This is a genomic window from Candidatus Poribacteria bacterium, from assembly GCA_026706025.1.
Lineage (GTDB): Bacteria > Poribacteria > WGA-4E > WGA-4E > WGA-3G > WGA-3G.
On the sequence record JAPOZO010000052.1, the window covers coordinates 87,945 to 104,431 of the forward strand.

The window sequence follows — 16,487 nt, forward strand, 5'->3', positions numbered from 1 at the left end:
GTAAAACCCCTCCTAATTTGTTAGACTATATCCCATGAATAAACAAAAACCAATCATCCTCAACGAAGCAGAACTCGACTGGGAAACTTGGGACGATCCGGAACTCGCTGCCAGAAGTCCAGTCCGATGGAAAATCCTTATATCGGGTGAACGCGGGCCCAGCAGTCAACTCTCTACTGGCATAGCAGAGATGACACCGGGGACCCTGCTGCCGCTCCATCACCATGCTCCTGCAGAGACATACTATGTCATCAGCGGTCACGGGTATGTCACGGTGGACGATCGTGAGGCATCACTTGGGCCCGGGGCATCAGTCTTTATACCCGCTAATGCAAAGCACTCACTCCGTTGTACCGGGACTGAGAATTTAGTTTTCTTGTTCACCTTCGCAGCGGACCGGTTCGATGAAATCGTCTACCATTTCGATGCGTAGTGCTCACTTGCCGGCGGTTTGGAAACGCCACTAAGGTAAATTATTGAAATGTCAACGTTAAAAACAACAGACGCTACACCTATCACTTCCAATGCGGATGCCAGTCTAATAGACATCGGCGATGGTGTTGTTCAACTTGAACTGCATGGAAAACTGAACATCATAACGGATGGAATGCTGGAGATGTTCGATGCCGCGTTGGACGAGGTGGAAACCAATTACGCAGGCATGATTATCGCCACAGAGGCGAAGCATTTTTCGGTCGGACTCAACCTAATTCTCCTGCTGGAGCGTGCGAAGAACCAAGACTGGGACGCGATTTCGGGAACACTCCGCAAACTGCAAACCGTCTGCACCAGACTCCGGACGGCATCAAAGCCGGTTGTAGCCGCAACAGCGGGTATGGCACTCGGTGGTGGCTGTGAGATCGCTTTCGGTGCGGATGCCGTACAAGCTTTCACTGAAAGTTCGCTTGGTCTCGTTGAACTCCGTGTCGGACTTATTCCGGCTGGCGGTGGCACTAAGGAGATGGCACTTCGATGCTTAGAGGGGCAAACGCTGCCCGCCCCGATTCAGGACCTGTTCCCGTCCGTTAATAAGGCTTTTGATATAATCCGCGAATCTACCGTTTCACAAAACGCTGCAGATGCGGTCGAACTCGGTTATCTCCGTCACAGGGATGCTATCTCATCAAACCAAGAGACACACCTTGACGATGCTAAGCTACTCGTTCTCTCAATGCACGAAGCCGGGTATTCTCCCCCTGAGCCGCAACAAATATTTGTCCTTGGTGAAGAAGGGATTGCTCGGCTCAACCTGCAAACACACCTACTTCGACAAGCGGACACTATCGACGATTATACGCAGCACCTCGCCAATCAATTGGCTTATGTACTCTGTGGAGGTGAACTGTCAACCCCTCAGTTTGTCTCCGAACAATATCTGCTCGATTTGGAGCATGAGGTGTTCCTCAGTCTTTGTGGAGAACAAGAAACGCACGCAAGGATAGAAGCAACGCTCCAGAGAGGTAAGAAGTAATGCAAACGACACCGAGCGTAGTTATCGTATCCGCTGTGCGCACAGCCGTAGGAAGGGCCGGAAGGGGCAGACTGAAAAACACGCGTCCAGACGAACTCGCCGCTGCGGCGCTCCGTGGTGCGGTGGAAAGACTTCCGCAGCTTGCACTTGATACCGTAGACGATGTTATCATCGGTTGCGCTACACATGAGGGCCCCCAGAGTTACAATGTTGCGCGTATTGCCAGTTTACGAGCAGGATTTCCGGTCTCCGTCCCTGCCATTACGATCAACCGTTTCTGCGCCTCCGGTTTAGAAACGATAGCGATGGGTGCCGAGCAGATTCTATCTGGACGGGCGGAGGTAGTCATTGCTGGCGGTGTCGAGAGCATGAGTCGAGTCCCGTTCGGTGTCGACCTCTCCCCGAACCCAGTGCTCATAGCACACGCACCCGATACCTATCTCAGCATGGGATTGACTGCCGAAAACTTGACGCGGAAATATGGTATATCTCGCGCCGCGCAAGATGCCTATGCATATCAGAGCCATCGCAAGGCAATCGCAGCAATTGATGCAGGTAAATTTCGCAAAGAAATCGTGCCGTTGACGATAGAAGAGATGCACTTCAATTCAGAAGACGCGCCTGAAACCGTTAGCACTGTCTTTGATACAGATGAAGGACCGCGCCGTGATACTTCACCAGAGGCACTGGGATCTCTCAAACCTGTTTTTCACGTAGACGGGACAGTGACGGCTGGCAACGCTTCGCAAATGAGCGACGCTGCCGCCGCTGTCGTCCTGATGTCCGAAACGCGAGCAAAAGCAGAGGGTTACGACCCATTGGCACATTTTGTCAGTTACGCCACAGCCGGTGTGCCACCTGAAATTATGGGCATCGGACCGGTGCCTGCAATTCCTAAAGCACTCGCGTCCGCAGGGTTAACTTTAGCCGATATAGATGTCATAGAACTCAACGAAGCGTTTGCCGTGCAAGCCCTTGCTGTCCTTCAAGAGGCGCAGTTACCAACCAACAAGGTGAACGTCAACGGTGGTGCAGTTGCCCTCGGACATCCGCTCGGTTGTACAGGCACAAAACTCACTGTGAGCCTGCTTAATGAGATGCGTAGGCAAAATCACGAATACGGTATGGTAACGATGTGTGTTGGTGGGGGCATGGGTGCCGCCGGTATTTTTTTAAACCCGACGTAGGAAAAAGGAGGCGGCGTCCCTCCGCTTCCGCCACACCTACGAAGTTTTAATGCGCGCATAGCCCGTAATGAAGCAGATCGCTTATGGGCGAGTACGCCGCAAAATGGAGGGCGGATAGAGGGAGAAGAACGTCAAAGGTCAAACCCACTTCAACGAACCGCAAGGAAAATTAAAAATATGCAAACGCACGTCTATCTCTCCATAGCTGGAGAAAACAGAATCGCCATTTATACATTCGACGTATCTAATGGTGACATCGAACTTCAGGAAAATATCAACGTCACGGGTTCTCCAGGTCCCTTAGCACTTTCACCGTGCGGTCATTACCTATATGCCGGGCTGCGGTCGAGTCGTGAAATCGCCAGTTTCCGCATTGATGAAGAGACGAAACACCTCTCACATTTGCGGACAATCCAACTCGACGCGGACACGTGTTATATCGCAACAGATAAAACTGGGAGTTTCTTGCTCTCCGCCTATTACGGTGCTGGCAAGGTTACCGTGCATGCCATCGGTGAGGACAAAACCGTCCAAGGTGAAACACTTCAGACGGTCGAAACCGATATACACGCCCACTGCGTCGAGACCGATGCCTCGAACCGATACGCTTTCGTACCGCACACTGTCCCGCGGAACGCTATTTATCAGTTTCATTTCGATGAAAAGACAGGCACGCTCACACAGAATATTGTAGGGAATCTCAATCCGGGTGCACCGATCGGCCCCCGTCACTTCTGTTTCCATCCGAGTAAACCGATCCTCTATTTCTCAAACGAAAATGGGTCGAGTGTTTCGGCGTACACACTTCAAGAAGGCGGAGACCACCCCGGAATCTTAGTAGACCTCCAAGAAGACCTCTCTACGCTTCCAGCAGATTTTGAGGCGGACAACACCTGCGCGCAAATTCACATTGATCCACAAGGGCGATTTCTCTATGTCTCCAATCGCGGACATGATAGCATCGCTGGGTTTAGTGTTAACGAAGAGAATGGGAAGCTCACTGCTATTGGACAGCAGTTAACTGAACCGATACCCCGTGTCTTCAACATTGATGGGACCGGCAATTTCCTTTTTGCCGGGGGGCAAGGCTCTGGCAGACTTGCGACCTATCGTATCAATCGGCAGAGTGGTGAATTATCGCCGCTGGCTACCTATGAGGTTGGTGAAAGCCCAATGTGGGTGCTTTTTATCTAAAGGAAAAAAATGGCACAGCGCGGGATTTTCATTACTTTTGAAGGCGTAGAAGGCGCAGGCAAGACCACACAAGTACGACGGTTGGCGACCGCCCTCGGTCCAGACGTTGTTGTCACCCGTGAACCCGGCGGCACGCCTGTCTCAGAGCGGATCCGAGATGTCTTTCTGACATCTGATAGAATAACAACGATGACAGAGTTGTTGTTGATCGCTGCCGCACGCGCACAACACGTAGATGAACGCATACGTCCTGCATTGGCTTCAAATCAAATTGTTATCTGTGACAGATTTATTGATGCTACCGTAGCGTATCAAGGGTATCGTGGCGGTATCGATCTTGAGATTATCCATCAGTTAAATCATGTTGCTACGGGTGGCTTGATCCCAGATATTACCTTTATGCTTGACCTATCGCCGGAGATCGGTTTGCAACGTCAGCAACAAGATGAGACGTACCGCGACCGTTTAGATAAAGAACCGTTAGAATTCCATCGTAGAGTCCGAGAAGGGTATCTGGCCACCGCAAAATCGGAGCCGCATCGTGTCAAATTGATAGATGCGACACAGTCTCCTGATGCTGTCCATGCCCAAATCTTAACTGAATATCAAAAGTTCCTATCAAAGTAAAACGACACTTAGAAGGAAAATGCCAAATCCGATCATTGGACATCAACAGATTACCGAACAACTCCAGCATACTGTGGCATCGGATCGTATTGCTGGGGCATATCTTTTCGTCGGACCGACAGGTGTCGGAAAAGAGATGGTCGCACGTTATTTCGCGCAGATGATCTTCTGTCAGCAAGACACACAGCCTCCCACAATATGTGGCGCGTGTCTCGCTTGTCGGAAGGTGGATTCTGGAAATCATCCGGATCTACAGTTTATTCGACCTGACGGCAGTCTACTGAAAATTGGACAAATTCGGGAGTTGCAAAAACAAATTATCTACGAGCCTCTTGAAGCGAGTCGGAAGGTCTACATCTTGACGGATGTCGAGCGGATGAACGCGGAGGCAGAGAACTGTTTACTCAAGACGCTTGAGGCACCCCCCGCATCCTCCGTTTTAATCCTACTCACATCAAATATACGAGCGTTACTGCCAACCACACGTTCCCGATGCCAGATTCTACAATTCCACCCAATGCCGACACAGGAATTAGCCGCGATCTTGGTGGAAAGATTTTCAGTAGCACCCGAGCAAGCAACAACACTCGCTATTACTGCGGATGGTGCGATTGGAAAGGCACTCACGCGACTTGAAAAAGGCGACGTATTCACAGAAGAAGTCCCCGAAATCCTCAAGACAACAGATCGATTAGCGGCTTTCAGACTCGCCGAGCACTTCAAAGATAATCCTGAAACTTTAGGCGAGTTAGTCACATGGTATCGCGACCTGCTCTTTTTACAACAAGGCGCGCCCAGCGACCTCATAACACACATCCACTCCCTTGAGGAACTCCAACGCATTGTCCCGCGATATTCCCGCTTACGCATACAACAAGCCATCCAAACGGTCTTTGACACCAAGTCCCTCATCGAAAACACAAACACAAATGCTACCTTGGCTTTAGAGGTAATGTGTTTGAAGTTACTCAGATAAGTGTTACCTTTCCTTTGATGACGAACCACCGACTGCTGACTGCCGATAGGAACCGATAGCCAAGAAACTGAGATTGACAAATGGGTTTCTTGGTGGTATAATTTTTAGCAATGAGTCAATGCTACCTGAACTGGAATCTGAAAAGGAATACGATGAGCACATTTTACGTCACCACCCCAATCTACTATCCTAACAGCGAACCACATGCGGGAAACGCCTATACCACTATCGCTGCCGATGTTTTAGCACGCTATCACCGTCTCAAAGGCAATGAAGTTTGCTTTCTTACTGGCGTTGATGAACATGCTGCGAATGTGTATAACGCTGCGAAAAAGGAAGGGCTCTCGCCACAAGCCTATTGCGATAAGATCGCGCCAACGTTCGTTAAACTGTGGGAACGCCTGAACATCTCGCATGACATCTTTTTTCGTACAACCAGCGATTTGCACAAGCGTGGCGCGCAAAAATTCCTTAATGTGCTCTATGACAACGGTGATGTTTATAAGGGAAAATACGAAGGGTATTACTGTCTCTCATGCGAAGAGTTCTTTTCAGAGAAAGAACTCACAGACGAAAAAATCTGTCCTGTTCATAAACTGCCACTGCAATGGTTAGAAGAGGAGAATTATTTTTTTCGACTCTCCAAATATCAAGATCGTTTACTGGCACATATCCATGAGCATCCGGATTTCGTCTATCCCGCGGCGCGTCGTAACGAGTTATTAAACTTTCTGGAATCTGGATTACAAGATGTGAGTATCTCCCGGGCTTCCCTATCTTGGGGGATTCCGTTCCCGTTCGATCCGGAACATATTATCTACATTTGGATAGAGGCTTTGAGTAATTACATTACCGCACTCGGCTACGAAACCGATAATGAGCAGTACCGCACTTTTTGGCCCGCCGATGTTCACATGATGGGAAAAGACATCACCCGTTTTCACGCCCTACTCTGGCCCGCAATGCTAATGGCTGCGAACTTGCCACTTCCCAAACATATCGTCGGGCACGGCTGGCTGACAAAGGACGGCGAGGCACTGAGCAAAACACGGGGTATCTTCATTGATATGGATGGCGATATCGAAACTTATGGCGTTGATGCGTTCCGTTATTACCTCCTGCGCGAATTTAGTTTCGGAAACGATGGCGACTATCGTCCTGCCCGTTTGCATGCACGCTACAACGCCGATCTCGCAAATGATCTCGGCAATCTCCTCAATCGCGTTCTCGGTTTAGTCAACAAGAACTTTGAGGGAATTCCCGCACCGACAACACCGGGCGAATTTGACGACGAAGTCAGAGAGATGGCACAAACGACGGTAGATAAATTAGATACACATATAAACGCGTTCGCGTTTGACGCTGCCTTGGAAACTGTCTGGGAATTTGTCAGGCGCATCAACCGCTATGTCCAACAGACGCAGGTTTGGACGCTCGCGAAACCGGAGACGAAACCGAGAATGGGCACCATCCTTTACAATAGTTTGGAAGCACTACGGTTTATCTCTGTGCTAATTTCTCCTTTTATTCCTGAAACCGCTGAAAAGATCCAGAAACAGATCGGTTTGTCAGAATTCGATACCACCGCAGAATGGGGACATTTACCGGTAGATATCACTGTCAGTAGAGGTGAGCCTATCTTCCCGCGCGTCGATACGAAACAGCAGAAACAGGCACAGCCTGAAAAAGCAGCGAAACCGAAGCAGAAAAAAGAAAAGAAAACAACCGACTTAGTCTCCTTTGCCGATTTCCAAAAGTTGGATCTGCGGGTCGCGCGTATTCTCACTGCTGAACCCATTGAAGGTGCCGACCGACTTCTCAAATTGCAAGTAGACCTCGGTACTGAAAAACGGCAAGTCGTTGCGGGAATTGCCGAACACTATACGCCTGAAACCCTCGTAGGCAAACAGGTAATAATCGTCGCAAATCTGGAGCCCGCCACTATCCGTAACGTCGAATCACACGGCATGATTCTCGCAGGCAGCGGGGACGCTGTAGTTCTCGCAACTCTTGAAACAGAAATGCCGCTCGGTACGCAAGTAAGGTAATAACACACGCCGTATACCGTGATGACTATCGGTGTGTGAACGCCGTCTGAATCAGGATTTATCCGAATATAATCCTGATGGAATCCGTCCTAAAATTGTCGCGAAAACAAACCTCTTTAGCCCCGTTGGGGCGGCATGTTTATAGCAGTAGGCACGCGCCCTGTGCCGTGACAGATGGAAAATATAGAAAACACCCTTAAAACCCGCATTGAAAATGATAAGGCACATACCTTTGTCGTCATTGTGCCGACCGATTCCGCACGTTTGCATCGCCAACGCGAATTGGTCAGTTATCACCCAAACCGCGCAGTTGCCAATTTACGCGTGCATACCAGTGTGGATTTCATCCAAAGATTATACAATCAAGCTGGGTCACCAAAACAACATATCTTATCAGGGATCCAACACCTTTGGCTTCACGAAATAGTAGATCCTGACGCTGACAATACCGATACCTACCAATATGATGCCTTTCGTCCAATCCAAAATACTGCCATTCCCGATAGTACACTCTCTCTCATCTTGGACACGATAAATCACCTTAGGGATCAAGGAGAGACTGAACCGAACTTTGTAGAAAATGATCTAACCAAGGTAGACCTCGCTCGCATTTATAGCGATCATGAGGCGAAACTTGGAAACCGATGGATAGATGAGAAGGGAAAACACTACTACCTGGCGAACAATTTCAAAGAAGAGTTCATCAAGAGGGCATTCCCTGGTGCTAACCTTGTTGTTGTTGAAGGTTTCACTTTGATTTCAAAAGCCGATATTAAACTCTTGAGACACATCGCCGAAATATCTGATACAAAGATGTGGTTTCGCACCGACTGTGTTGAAGACAATAAAGCCCTTTATAAAAGCATTATCGACCTCGTTTCACAATTTAAAGACACGGATGCTTACATTGATACCGACTATGAACGGGATCCCGACCAACATCAACATTTCGCTGAGAATCTGTTCAAAACGGATGTTACCTTGGACCAGAAAATTGATTTAACAGATAAGATTAAGGTTTTAGAACCAACTGATCGATCCGAAGAGGTGGAACAGATTGCTCATCTAATTCAGAAACAGGTCTTAAGTGCTGACTGTAAACTGAGTGAGATTTGTGTTGTATGCTACAATATAGGTAATTACCAACACCGAATTGCGGAAGTTTTTCCCACTTATGGCATCCCCTATTCATTCGTTGAAAGTGTTCCGTTGATGAGGTCAGAGGTTGTCAAAGAAATCTTTTCTCATATTTCACCGCGGCAAGTTCCTCTCGGCAACACCTATGTCTCTGAGGTTAAATCTAAATTATATATAGAAGCTTTTCATCCCGACGAATTTAAGAATTACATTGACAACTTTCTCGAATCTACGGAAGTCATTTCCAAGATTTTAAACCCGATGCTGCTGAAAGATGGAAAAATTGTTGGAGGTGAGGTGAACGCATTACAGCAGTTTAAAAAAATAATTAAGGGGTTTTGTGACGTGTTAAAATCTGAGGAAGATAGGTTATACAAATTTGAAGATTATATTAATAAACTCAGATATATTGCGAAGCATACACACTATCAAAATGGAGCACCGGCAAGCCAAGAAACCGTTAAGATTTTCCCACTTAGTGAACTCACAAGTTTAGCATATAATAATGAACTCAGAAGTTTAGAATTTGACACCGTCTTTTTAGGTGATTTTGTAGAGGGTCGGTTTCCAGAAAATTATCGTCCAGACCCGTTGTTACCAGAAACACCTTATCGCAACGAAGAGGAGCAACTCCACGATAATCGGCTCTTGTTTTATCGGGTACTCAAGTCTTTTCGCGAACGACTCTATATCCTTATACCACAACGTGAGCGCGAAGCAGAACTGATTCCTTCTCCTTTTCTTGGACAATTAAAAGCAATCGCCGATGTTGAAACTATTAAAGTCGACAATCCTGAACGAGGCAGCATCCCAGGTTTTCTCAGTACATACGGCAACCATGTATGGACAACAGAGACACTTTCCGATGGAAAATTTCCCGCCAACCTTATGAACATGCGTTCTTTAATAAAGCATGTTGTTAAGGTTGAAAAGAGCCGTGAAAAAACGCACAAACATCTTGTCTATGAAGGCGTATTAACTCCTGAAACCCTTTCTCCTGAAAGCCGTGCTGGTTTAGAAGAACGGCGGCAACGGACCTATTCTGTTACAGAATTAGAAACTTACGCCAAGTGTCCATTTCAGTATTTTGCAGCTGAAATCTTAGAACTCGGTAGTCCAGATGAGGAAGACACTGAAGGCTTATCCAGCCGTGAAAAAGGTGAGTTGGTTCACGATATTCTTGTAAGATTCTATGACGATCGCCGAGAACAACCCGCTGTTAGCCAATGTGATGAAACAAGTTTTGAAGCGGCAAAACAACAATTATCTAACATCATAGATGAGATGATAAGTGATACTGACTCGGAAGATCTCTTTCGGAGAGTAGATAAAACACATTTAAAAGTTATGCTGAATCAATGGCTTACAGTAGAGCGGGGATATGATGTAACTACCATCCCGCGCTACTTTGAAGTCAGCGTTGGTCGTAGGAAAGGGATAATCGATTCAGTCCTCAGTCGTCCCAAACCTATCTGTATCAGCAATGTAAGTCTCAATGCAAAAATTGATCGCATTGATATAGGCAACGGTGTTTTTAATGTTATTGACTATAAAACTGGAAGAACATTTGGAGCAAAGGATATTCTTGAGGGGCGGGCTCTCCAATTGCCCATCTATCTTGAAATTGCGAGGCGACTGCTCGGAGACGGATACGAAACGGCAGCAGGTTTATATCATAAAGTCAAATTGAACGATTGCAAAATAGAACTTGGTATTGGGAAAGAATCTTGTAGAGGTGAGACGTACATTCTGGCGCGAAAAACGCAGCAAATGCTGTCAGATGAGACCTTTGATAGCATGATCGCACGTGTAAGTGGTTATCTTGAGCAGTACATTAGTGGAATGAGCAATGGCAATTTTCCGCTCATTACACGCGTCAAAACGTTTGTAAGGACGAAAAAAGAAGTTGAGGAAGATCGCCTTATAGAGACTGAGGAATACGGTTTTGTAGAGACTGAAGCAGATGGTAACAAACCTCTTACCCCTCGCAACAAAACGGCACCCTGTAGTTATTGTGCCTATAAGCGTATCTGCCGTGTCGGCGCGTTCGCTGAATCAAGCGAATCAGAAGAGTAACCTTCTTGTTTCTACGCTTCGCTGCCGGAATTGAAACTCCACCCTTCAGAAAAAACTTGCACACTTCTAACAAATCTGCTATACTCTTTGTGATTTTTTAAGTACATTGTTTGCACGCCTCTTAGCGCGCAACTTGCAAACGCATGTAAAAAAAATAAAACAGGAGGCTATTTTTAAATGGCACACACATTACCAGCGCTCCCGTATGCGCACGATGCTTTGGAACCTCATATTGACGCACAAACCATGGAAATCCATCACGGCAAACACCATCAAGGCTACGTCAACAACCTTAACGCTGCCTTAGAAGGACTCGGTGATCTCGCCGATATGGATATTCACGAATTACTCAGTAATATTGACCAGGTTCCAGAAGACAAGCGTCAGGCTGTCATCAACAACGGCGGTGGACACGCCAATCATTCACTTTTCTGGTCCATTATGAGCCCCAACGGTGGCGAACCCGGCGGCGAAATCGCAGCAGCGATAAGTGGTGCTTTCGGGTCGCTTGAAGCGGCGAAAGAGCAGTTTGTGACTGCCGCGACTACACGTTTTGGCTCCGGTTGGGCATGGCTTGTGCTTGGTGATAGCGGCTTGGAAATCTACTCCACCGCAAATCAGGACAGCCCAATTATGGACGGACATACCCCGCTCCTCGGCATTGATGTCTGGGAACACGCATACTATCTGAAATATCAGAATCTGCGTCCAGCTTACGTTGAAGCGTGGACAAACGTCATCAATTGGACACGGGTTAACGAACTCTACGTGGCGAATGCCTAACTTGCCATAACAACTTTTGGGTGTCGTAGGGGTAGGCGCGAGCAGCGTTCAAACCTACCCTCTACTTCCCAAAGGACCTGCTATCTGTCGGAATGGTCTACCAGATCAATTTTTCTTGACATCTCTCTTGAAATGTGTTATACTTAAAATACAAAAGATAATTCTTTTTAGCATACCCGTGAAACTTCATAAAATGGTGTGCGTAATTAACATCTAAATAGTTACCCAAAAAGCGTTGAAGGGGAGGAGTAAGTCGCCCGGGCTTGCAAGAGATGGAGACTCATCGGCTGAAAGGTCTCCTCAAGTTACCACGACTGAAGGTCGCCCTGGAGCTGCTAATCTGAACACATATCAGTAGGATTAGTCGGTCCGATGCCCGTTATCGTATCCCAAAGAGTGCTCTTTCTCATAAGAGAAAGGGAATTGGAGTGGTACCACGGTAAGGTCAGTATTATGTCCTTCTCGTCTCCATGTTTGGAACGAGAAGGTTTTTTAATTTTAACGACTCCCGTAGGGACAATCCCTACTACTTATAAGGAAAATTGGCATGGAACTTTCAGGAGCACAAATCCTGGTTGATGGTCTCAAGCGGGAAGGTGTCGAATATATCTTCGGTGTCAACGGTGGCGCAGCGATGCCGATTTTTGATGCCTTGTACGGCGAGACCGAAATCAAATTGATTCCGATGCGGCATGAACAAGGGGCTTCCCACGCCGCTGATGGCTACGCACGCGCCACCGGGAAGGTCGGTGTTGCACTCGCAACCTCCGGTCCCGGCGCTACCAATCTCGTCACCGGTATCGCTACTGCCTATATGGACTCCATTCCGATGGTCGCGATTACTGGTCAGGTTTTCACGCACTATATCGGCAGTGATGCTTTCCAAGAATGCGATGTTATCGGCGTGACACGCCCGATCTGTAAGCACAGTTACCTCATTACAAGCAGTGACGAAATCGCAGATGTTGTCGCTGAAGCGTTTCACATCGCGAAAACAGGGAAACCGGGTCCTGTTATTATTGACATCGCCAAAGATGCGCAGATACATGAAGCCCTGTTTCAGTATCCAGAAACGGTTGACATCCGTAGCTACAAACCTCAAGTTCATGGCGATCCGGTACAAATTGCCAAGGCGGCGGCACTGATAAAAGAAGCCAAACGCCCTATGCTTTATGCCGGCGGCGGTGTAGTCCTTGCGAATGCCAGCGAAGAACTACGGCAGCTGACCTTGAATACACAGATCCCGATTACCGTTACCTTGATGGGACTTGGCGCGTTCCCTGAGACGCATCCGTTAGCAATGGAGATGCCCGGCATGCACGGCTCCTGTTGCGCAAATTATGCCTTCACCGATTCAGACTTGGTTATCGCTATTGGTGCGAGATTTGACGACCGCGTTACCGGGGATCTCAGTAAATTCGCACCTAACGCCAAGAAGATCCACATTGATATAGACGCGTCTTGTATTGGGAAAAACGTCCCTGTTGATGTCCCGATCGTTGGCGATGCGAAAAGCGTCCTGACGGAACTCAACAAACAGGTCGGTACAGCGGATATCGACCCGTGGCGCGCCCAGATTCAGGAGTGGAAGCAGAAATACCCATTTGAATACGATCAAAAATCGGATATAGTCATGCCGCAATTTGTTATTGAAAAAATATATGAGCATTACAGTGATGCCATCGTTGTTGCGGATGTCGGACAACACCAGATGTGGGCAGCGCAGTACTTCAAATTCACTGAACCTCGACAGTGGCTTAATTCTGGAGGGCTTGGCACGATGGGCTTTAGCCTACCCGCCGCAATCGGTGCGCAGCTCGGATGTCCAGACAAAACCGTCGTCAATATCAACGGGGACGGGTCCTATATCATGACGATCCAAGAACTGGTCCCAGCGGTTACCATGAAGCTGCCGCTTAAGGTCTTCATCATTAACAATATGTACCTCGGAATGGTACGCCAGTGGCAGGAATTGTTCCACGGCAAACGTTATTCCGCTGTTGATTACCACGACAACCCTGATTTCGCCTTGCTCGCACAAGCGTTCGGTGCCACGGGCTTGCGGGTCGAACACCCTGAAGATGTCGAACCCGCATTACAGAAGGCAAAAGGGATTACCGACGGTCCTGTGGTCATTGACTTTATTGTTGATGAAGAAGAGAACGTGTTCCCGATGGTGCCAGCCGGTAAAGGGCTTGGAGATGTTATTCGCGGGTTATCTTAACGATTTTAAGGGTTGTCAGTTTTAAGAGTTATCAGTTTTCAGTTAAGACCCTGTGTCGAGAACATTTTCTGTCGCTGTCACAAGATACCTCTTTAACTGACGACTGATAACTATTCCCTCTGATAACTGACGACTGAAAGGGTTGCGTAGCAACCCGCACTGAAAACTATAAAAAAATGAATTCAGAAGAACGACATATCTTTTCCGTTTTAGTCGAAAACCGATTCGGAGTCCTTGCACGCGTTGCGGGGCTCTTTAGCGGGCGCGGCTTTAATATCGACAGTCTCAACGTCGCTGAGACACATGACAAAAGCATCTCGCATATAACTCTTGTCACACACGGTGACGCGCAAATTATGGAACAGATCTACCAGCATCTAAACAGACTCATCGACGTTATTGAGGTGACCGACCTTTCCGCTGCTGGAACGCATGTTGAGCGAGAACTTGTTCTTATTAAAATTGCTACCGATGATCCTCAAAAACGCACCGAGATTCTACAAGTCGCGGAGGTTTTTCGTGGGCGGGTCATAGATATGAAGCCTGCCTCCCTTGTGCTTGAAATTACCGGTGATGAAGGTAAATTGAAAGCGGCAATTGATATTTTCAATACGTACGGTATCCTTGAGCTGACACGCACCGGCAAAATAGCGATGTTACGCGGCTCCGAGAAATAGGATATGGTTGTCGGTACGTTCCGCTGCGCTCCACTTTCAGCTATAGGTTATCAGTTGAATGTGTGGCGGGTGAAAAGGTTTAACCTGCTACAAACGAGTTACTGACAACTGGCAACTGACAACTGATAACTTAAAAAGGAATAGACTTTATGGCAACGATTTATTACGATAGTGATGCTAATTTTGACTTACTGAAAGAGCGTACCGTCGCTGTTGTTGGCTATGGTGCGCAAGGACGTGCACAGTCGCTAAATCTCAAAGACAGCGGTGCAAACGTGATCGTCGCATTATACGAAGGCAGCCGTTCAAAAGCCCGTGCAGAAGCGGAAGGTCTGACTGTCAAGAACGTTGAAGAAGCCGCAGCAATGGCAGACATCGTCCAAGTTCTCATACCTGACGAACGCCACGCCGCTGTCTATCGCGACCAGATTGCCCCTAACATGGAAGCAGGCAATATGCTCCTCGTCTCACACGGGTTTAGCGTCCACTTTGGGCAGATTGTACCTGCCAGCGACATTGATGTCGCAATGATTGCGCCTAAGGGCCCCGGTTCCCTCGTTCGTGAAGTGTTTGAAGGCGGTGGTGGTGTGCCGTGCCTTATCGCCATCCATCAAGACACCACAGGTCTCGCGCGCGATGTCGCACTCGCTTATGCAAGAGGTATCGGCGGCACACGTGCTGGGGTCATTGAAACGACGTTCCGCGAGGAGACCGAAACCGATCTCTTCGGTGAGCAAGCCGTGTTGTGTGGCGGAACCGCTGCCCTCATCAAAGCCGCCTTTGATACACTCGTTGAAGCCGGTTATCAACCGGAAATGGCTTATTTTGAATGCCTCCACGAGTTGAAATTGATTGTTGACCTGATCTATACGGGTGGGTTGAGCAAGATGCGGAACGATGTCAGCAACACCGCCGAATACGGTGATCTAACACGCGGTCCTCAACTCATTGACGATAGTGTCCGGGACAAGATGCGCCAAATCTTGAAAGACGTTCAAGGCGGTGTCTTTGCACGTGAATGGGTTTTGGAAAATGAGGCGAACCAACCCGTGTTAGGCGCGCTCCGCCGACAAGAGGCGGAACTTGAGATCGAAGAAGTCGGAAAAAATCTCCGTAGCATGATGAGTTGGCTTGATGAATAGCCGCTCCTTTCGGTAATTGTGGTAGGTGCGGTTTTGCGGTGTACCATAGGTGTCAATTTAGTAGATTTTCAGTGGTTTTCTCTTGAAGTCCCGTAGGTTGGGTTGAACGGCGTTGAGAAGTGGACTGTTGACAGGTCAAACACCCCTGAAAGTCAATATCCGACCACATCTATTCGTGAACGTAGTGAAACCCAACTTTACGCTGTCAGCCCCGCGGAACCTTCAAATCAAAAGCGTTGGGTTTCACTCGGTCTCTGATGGGTGTGGTGTATCTGGAACAAGTTGTGTTTTCTATGATTTTCGGGTTTTTAGTGGCATCCGTTCAACCCAACCTACGGGACGATACTTGGGTATTTCTGCGGATTTCTTCGCGTACACCGCAGAATTGCCCTACTACAAACGGTCAGGTTCGTAGTAGTGCGATTCATCGCACGTTCCGACATTACCGAATTAATAAATTAATCCTCATCCAACCGCACCGCAATAGTAAATGGATTCATCCGGCAACGCAAACGTCCACTCAGACCCTTTTTTAATTCGGGAGTGCCACCTTGAAGAAGCAGAAGCACTTCTTGCATTATGGCAGGCTGCTGGAACATCTCCGAGCGTCACAGATACCACTACAGATATCCAAAGTGTGATAGAAGGTCCCGCATCGGTGTTAGTAGCAGAGGTCAATAAACGACTTGTCGGTTCCTTAATCGCCACTTTTGATGGGTGGAGAGGGAACATGTATCGCATAGCGGTTCATCCTGACTATCGACGGCGTGGTATTGGGCGAGCATTGGTTGCGGAAGGCGAAAAACGTTTAGCAAAACTCGGTGTCAAACGCATCACAGCACTCGTGGAAGAGAAGTATCCGTGGGCTGTCGCGTTCTGGTCAAGTGTCGGGTATGAGATAGAACCTGGAATCGTGAGGTTTTTCCGCAATCCTTAGATGAGGAT

At 48.0% G+C, this 16,487-nt stretch carries 14 protein-coding genes and 1 other annotated feature; all 14 genes read left to right on the forward strand.

Annotated elements, in window-relative coordinates:
* The first annotated feature begins 34 nt into the window (after positions 1–34).
* Positions 35–433: a dimethylsulfonioproprionate lyase family protein gene (locus OXH00_11315; GenBank protein ID MCY3741601.1), complete on the forward strand. Its 399-nt coding sequence runs from the start codon at positions 35–37 to the stop codon at positions 431–433.
* Positions 434–481: 48 nt separating this feature from the next.
* Entirely contained in the window at positions 482–1,471 is a 990-nt protein-coding gene (locus tag OXH00_11320) for an enoyl-CoA hydratase/isomerase family protein (protein MCY3741602.1), read from the forward strand.
* Positions 1,471–2,658 carry a thiolase family protein gene (locus OXH00_11325; GenBank protein ID MCY3741603.1) on the forward strand — a complete coding sequence of 396 codons (1,188 nt, stop codon included), beginning with the start codon at positions 1,471–1,473 and terminating at the stop codon, positions 2,656–2,658. Before OXH00_11320 ends, OXH00_11325 begins: the two co-directional genes overlap by 1 nt.
* A gap of 177 nt (positions 2,659–2,835) precedes the next feature.
* Complete coding sequence (locus OXH00_11330) at positions 2,836–3,852, forward strand: lactonase family protein (GenBank protein ID MCY3741604.1); 1,017 nt, start codon at positions 2,836–2,838, stop codon at positions 3,850–3,852.
* A 9-nt stretch (positions 3,853–3,861) separates the two neighbouring features.
* The gene (gene tmk / locus OXH00_11335) at positions 3,862–4,479 is read left to right on the forward strand and encodes a dTMP kinase (GenBank protein ID MCY3741605.1); all 618 of its coding nucleotides are present in this window, start codon (positions 3,862–3,864) and stop codon (positions 4,477–4,479) included.
* A 19-nt stretch (positions 4,480–4,498) separates the two neighbouring features.
* Positions 4,499–5,455 carry a DNA polymerase III subunit delta' gene (holB, locus tag OXH00_11340; protein MCY3741606.1) on the forward strand — a complete coding sequence of 319 codons (957 nt, stop codon included), beginning with the start codon at positions 4,499–4,501 and terminating at the stop codon, positions 5,453–5,455.
* 110 nt (positions 5,456–5,565) lie between these two features.
* Positions 5,566–7,503 (forward strand): methionine--tRNA ligase, encoded by a 1,938-nt coding sequence (gene metG / locus OXH00_11345; GenBank protein ID MCY3741607.1) that lies wholly within the window; start codon positions 5,566–5,568, stop codon positions 7,501–7,503.
* A gap of 174 nt (positions 7,504–7,677) precedes the next feature.
* On the forward strand, positions 7,678–10,716 hold the full coding sequence (locus OXH00_11350; GenBank protein MCY3741608.1) for a PD-(D/E)XK nuclease family protein: 3,039 nt from the start codon (positions 7,678–7,680) through the stop codon (positions 10,714–10,716).
* A 177-nt stretch (positions 10,717–10,893) separates the two neighbouring features.
* A complete protein-coding gene (locus OXH00_11355; GenBank protein MCY3741609.1) occupies positions 10,894–11,499 on the forward strand; it encodes a superoxide dismutase in 606 nt (201 codons plus the stop codon).
* A 226-nt stretch (positions 11,500–11,725) separates the two neighbouring features.
* Positions 11,726–11,972 (forward strand) — a binding site (T-box leader).
* A gap of 74 nt (positions 11,973–12,046) precedes the next feature.
* A complete protein-coding gene (gene ilvB, locus OXH00_11360; protein ID MCY3741610.1) occupies positions 12,047–13,723 on the forward strand; it encodes a biosynthetic-type acetolactate synthase large subunit in 1,677 nt (558 codons plus the stop codon).
* Positions 13,724–13,899: 176 nt separating this feature from the next.
* A complete protein-coding gene (ilvN, locus tag OXH00_11365) occupies positions 13,900–14,400 on the forward strand; it encodes an acetolactate synthase small subunit (GenBank protein MCY3741611.1) in 501 nt (166 codons plus the stop codon).
* Between the two features lie 149 nt (positions 14,401–14,549).
* The gene (ilvC, locus tag OXH00_11370) at positions 14,550–15,542 is read left to right on the forward strand and encodes a ketol-acid reductoisomerase (GenBank protein MCY3741612.1); all 993 of its coding nucleotides are present in this window, start codon (positions 14,550–14,552) and stop codon (positions 15,540–15,542) included.
* Positions 15,543–15,669: 127 nt separating this feature from the next.
* Positions 15,670–15,957 (forward strand): hypothetical protein, encoded by a 288-nt coding sequence (locus OXH00_11375; protein MCY3741613.1) that lies wholly within the window; start codon positions 15,670–15,672, stop codon positions 15,955–15,957.
* A 75-nt stretch (positions 15,958–16,032) separates the two neighbouring features.
* Entirely contained in the window at positions 16,033–16,479 is a 447-nt protein-coding gene (locus tag OXH00_11380) for a GNAT family N-acetyltransferase (protein ID MCY3741614.1), read from the forward strand.
* Positions 16,480–16,487 lie beyond the last annotated feature (8 nt).

Bases quoted from the DNA above. Each gene is read 5' to 3' on its own strand.
- OXH00_11315 (MCY3741601.1), top strand. From the start codon at position 35: ATGAATAAACAAAAACCAATCATCCTCAACGAAGCAGAACTCGACTGG.
- OXH00_11320 (MCY3741602.1), top strand. From the start codon at position 482: ATGTCAACGTTAAAAACAACAGACGCTACACCTATCACTTCCAATGCG.
- OXH00_11325 (MCY3741603.1), top strand. From the start codon at position 1,471: ATGCAAACGACACCGAGCGTAGTTATCGTATCCGCTGTGCGCACAGCC.
- OXH00_11330 (MCY3741604.1), top strand. From the start codon at position 2,836: ATGCAAACGCACGTCTATCTCTCCATAGCTGGAGAAAACAGAATCGCC.
- tmk (MCY3741605.1), top strand. From the start codon at position 3,862: ATGGCACAGCGCGGGATTTTCATTACTTTTGAAGGCGTAGAAGGCGCA.
- holB (MCY3741606.1), top strand. From the start codon at position 4,499: ATGCCAAATCCGATCATTGGACATCAACAGATTACCGAACAACTCCAG.
- metG (MCY3741607.1), top strand. From the start codon at position 5,566: ATGAGTCAATGCTACCTGAACTGGAATCTGAAAAGGAATACGATGAGC.
- OXH00_11350 (MCY3741608.1), top strand. From the start codon at position 7,678: ATGGAAAATATAGAAAACACCCTTAAAACCCGCATTGAAAATGATAAG.
- OXH00_11355 (MCY3741609.1), top strand. From the start codon at position 10,894: ATGGCACACACATTACCAGCGCTCCCGTATGCGCACGATGCTTTGGAA.
- ilvB (MCY3741610.1), top strand. From the start codon at position 12,047: ATGGAACTTTCAGGAGCACAAATCCTGGTTGATGGTCTCAAGCGGGAA.
- ilvN (MCY3741611.1), top strand. From the start codon at position 13,900: ATGAATTCAGAAGAACGACATATCTTTTCCGTTTTAGTCGAAAACCGA.
- ilvC (MCY3741612.1), top strand. From the start codon at position 14,550: ATGGCAACGATTTATTACGATAGTGATGCTAATTTTGACTTACTGAAA.
- OXH00_11380 (MCY3741614.1), top strand. From the start codon at position 16,033: ATGGATTCATCCGGCAACGCAAACGTCCACTCAGACCCTTTTTTAATT.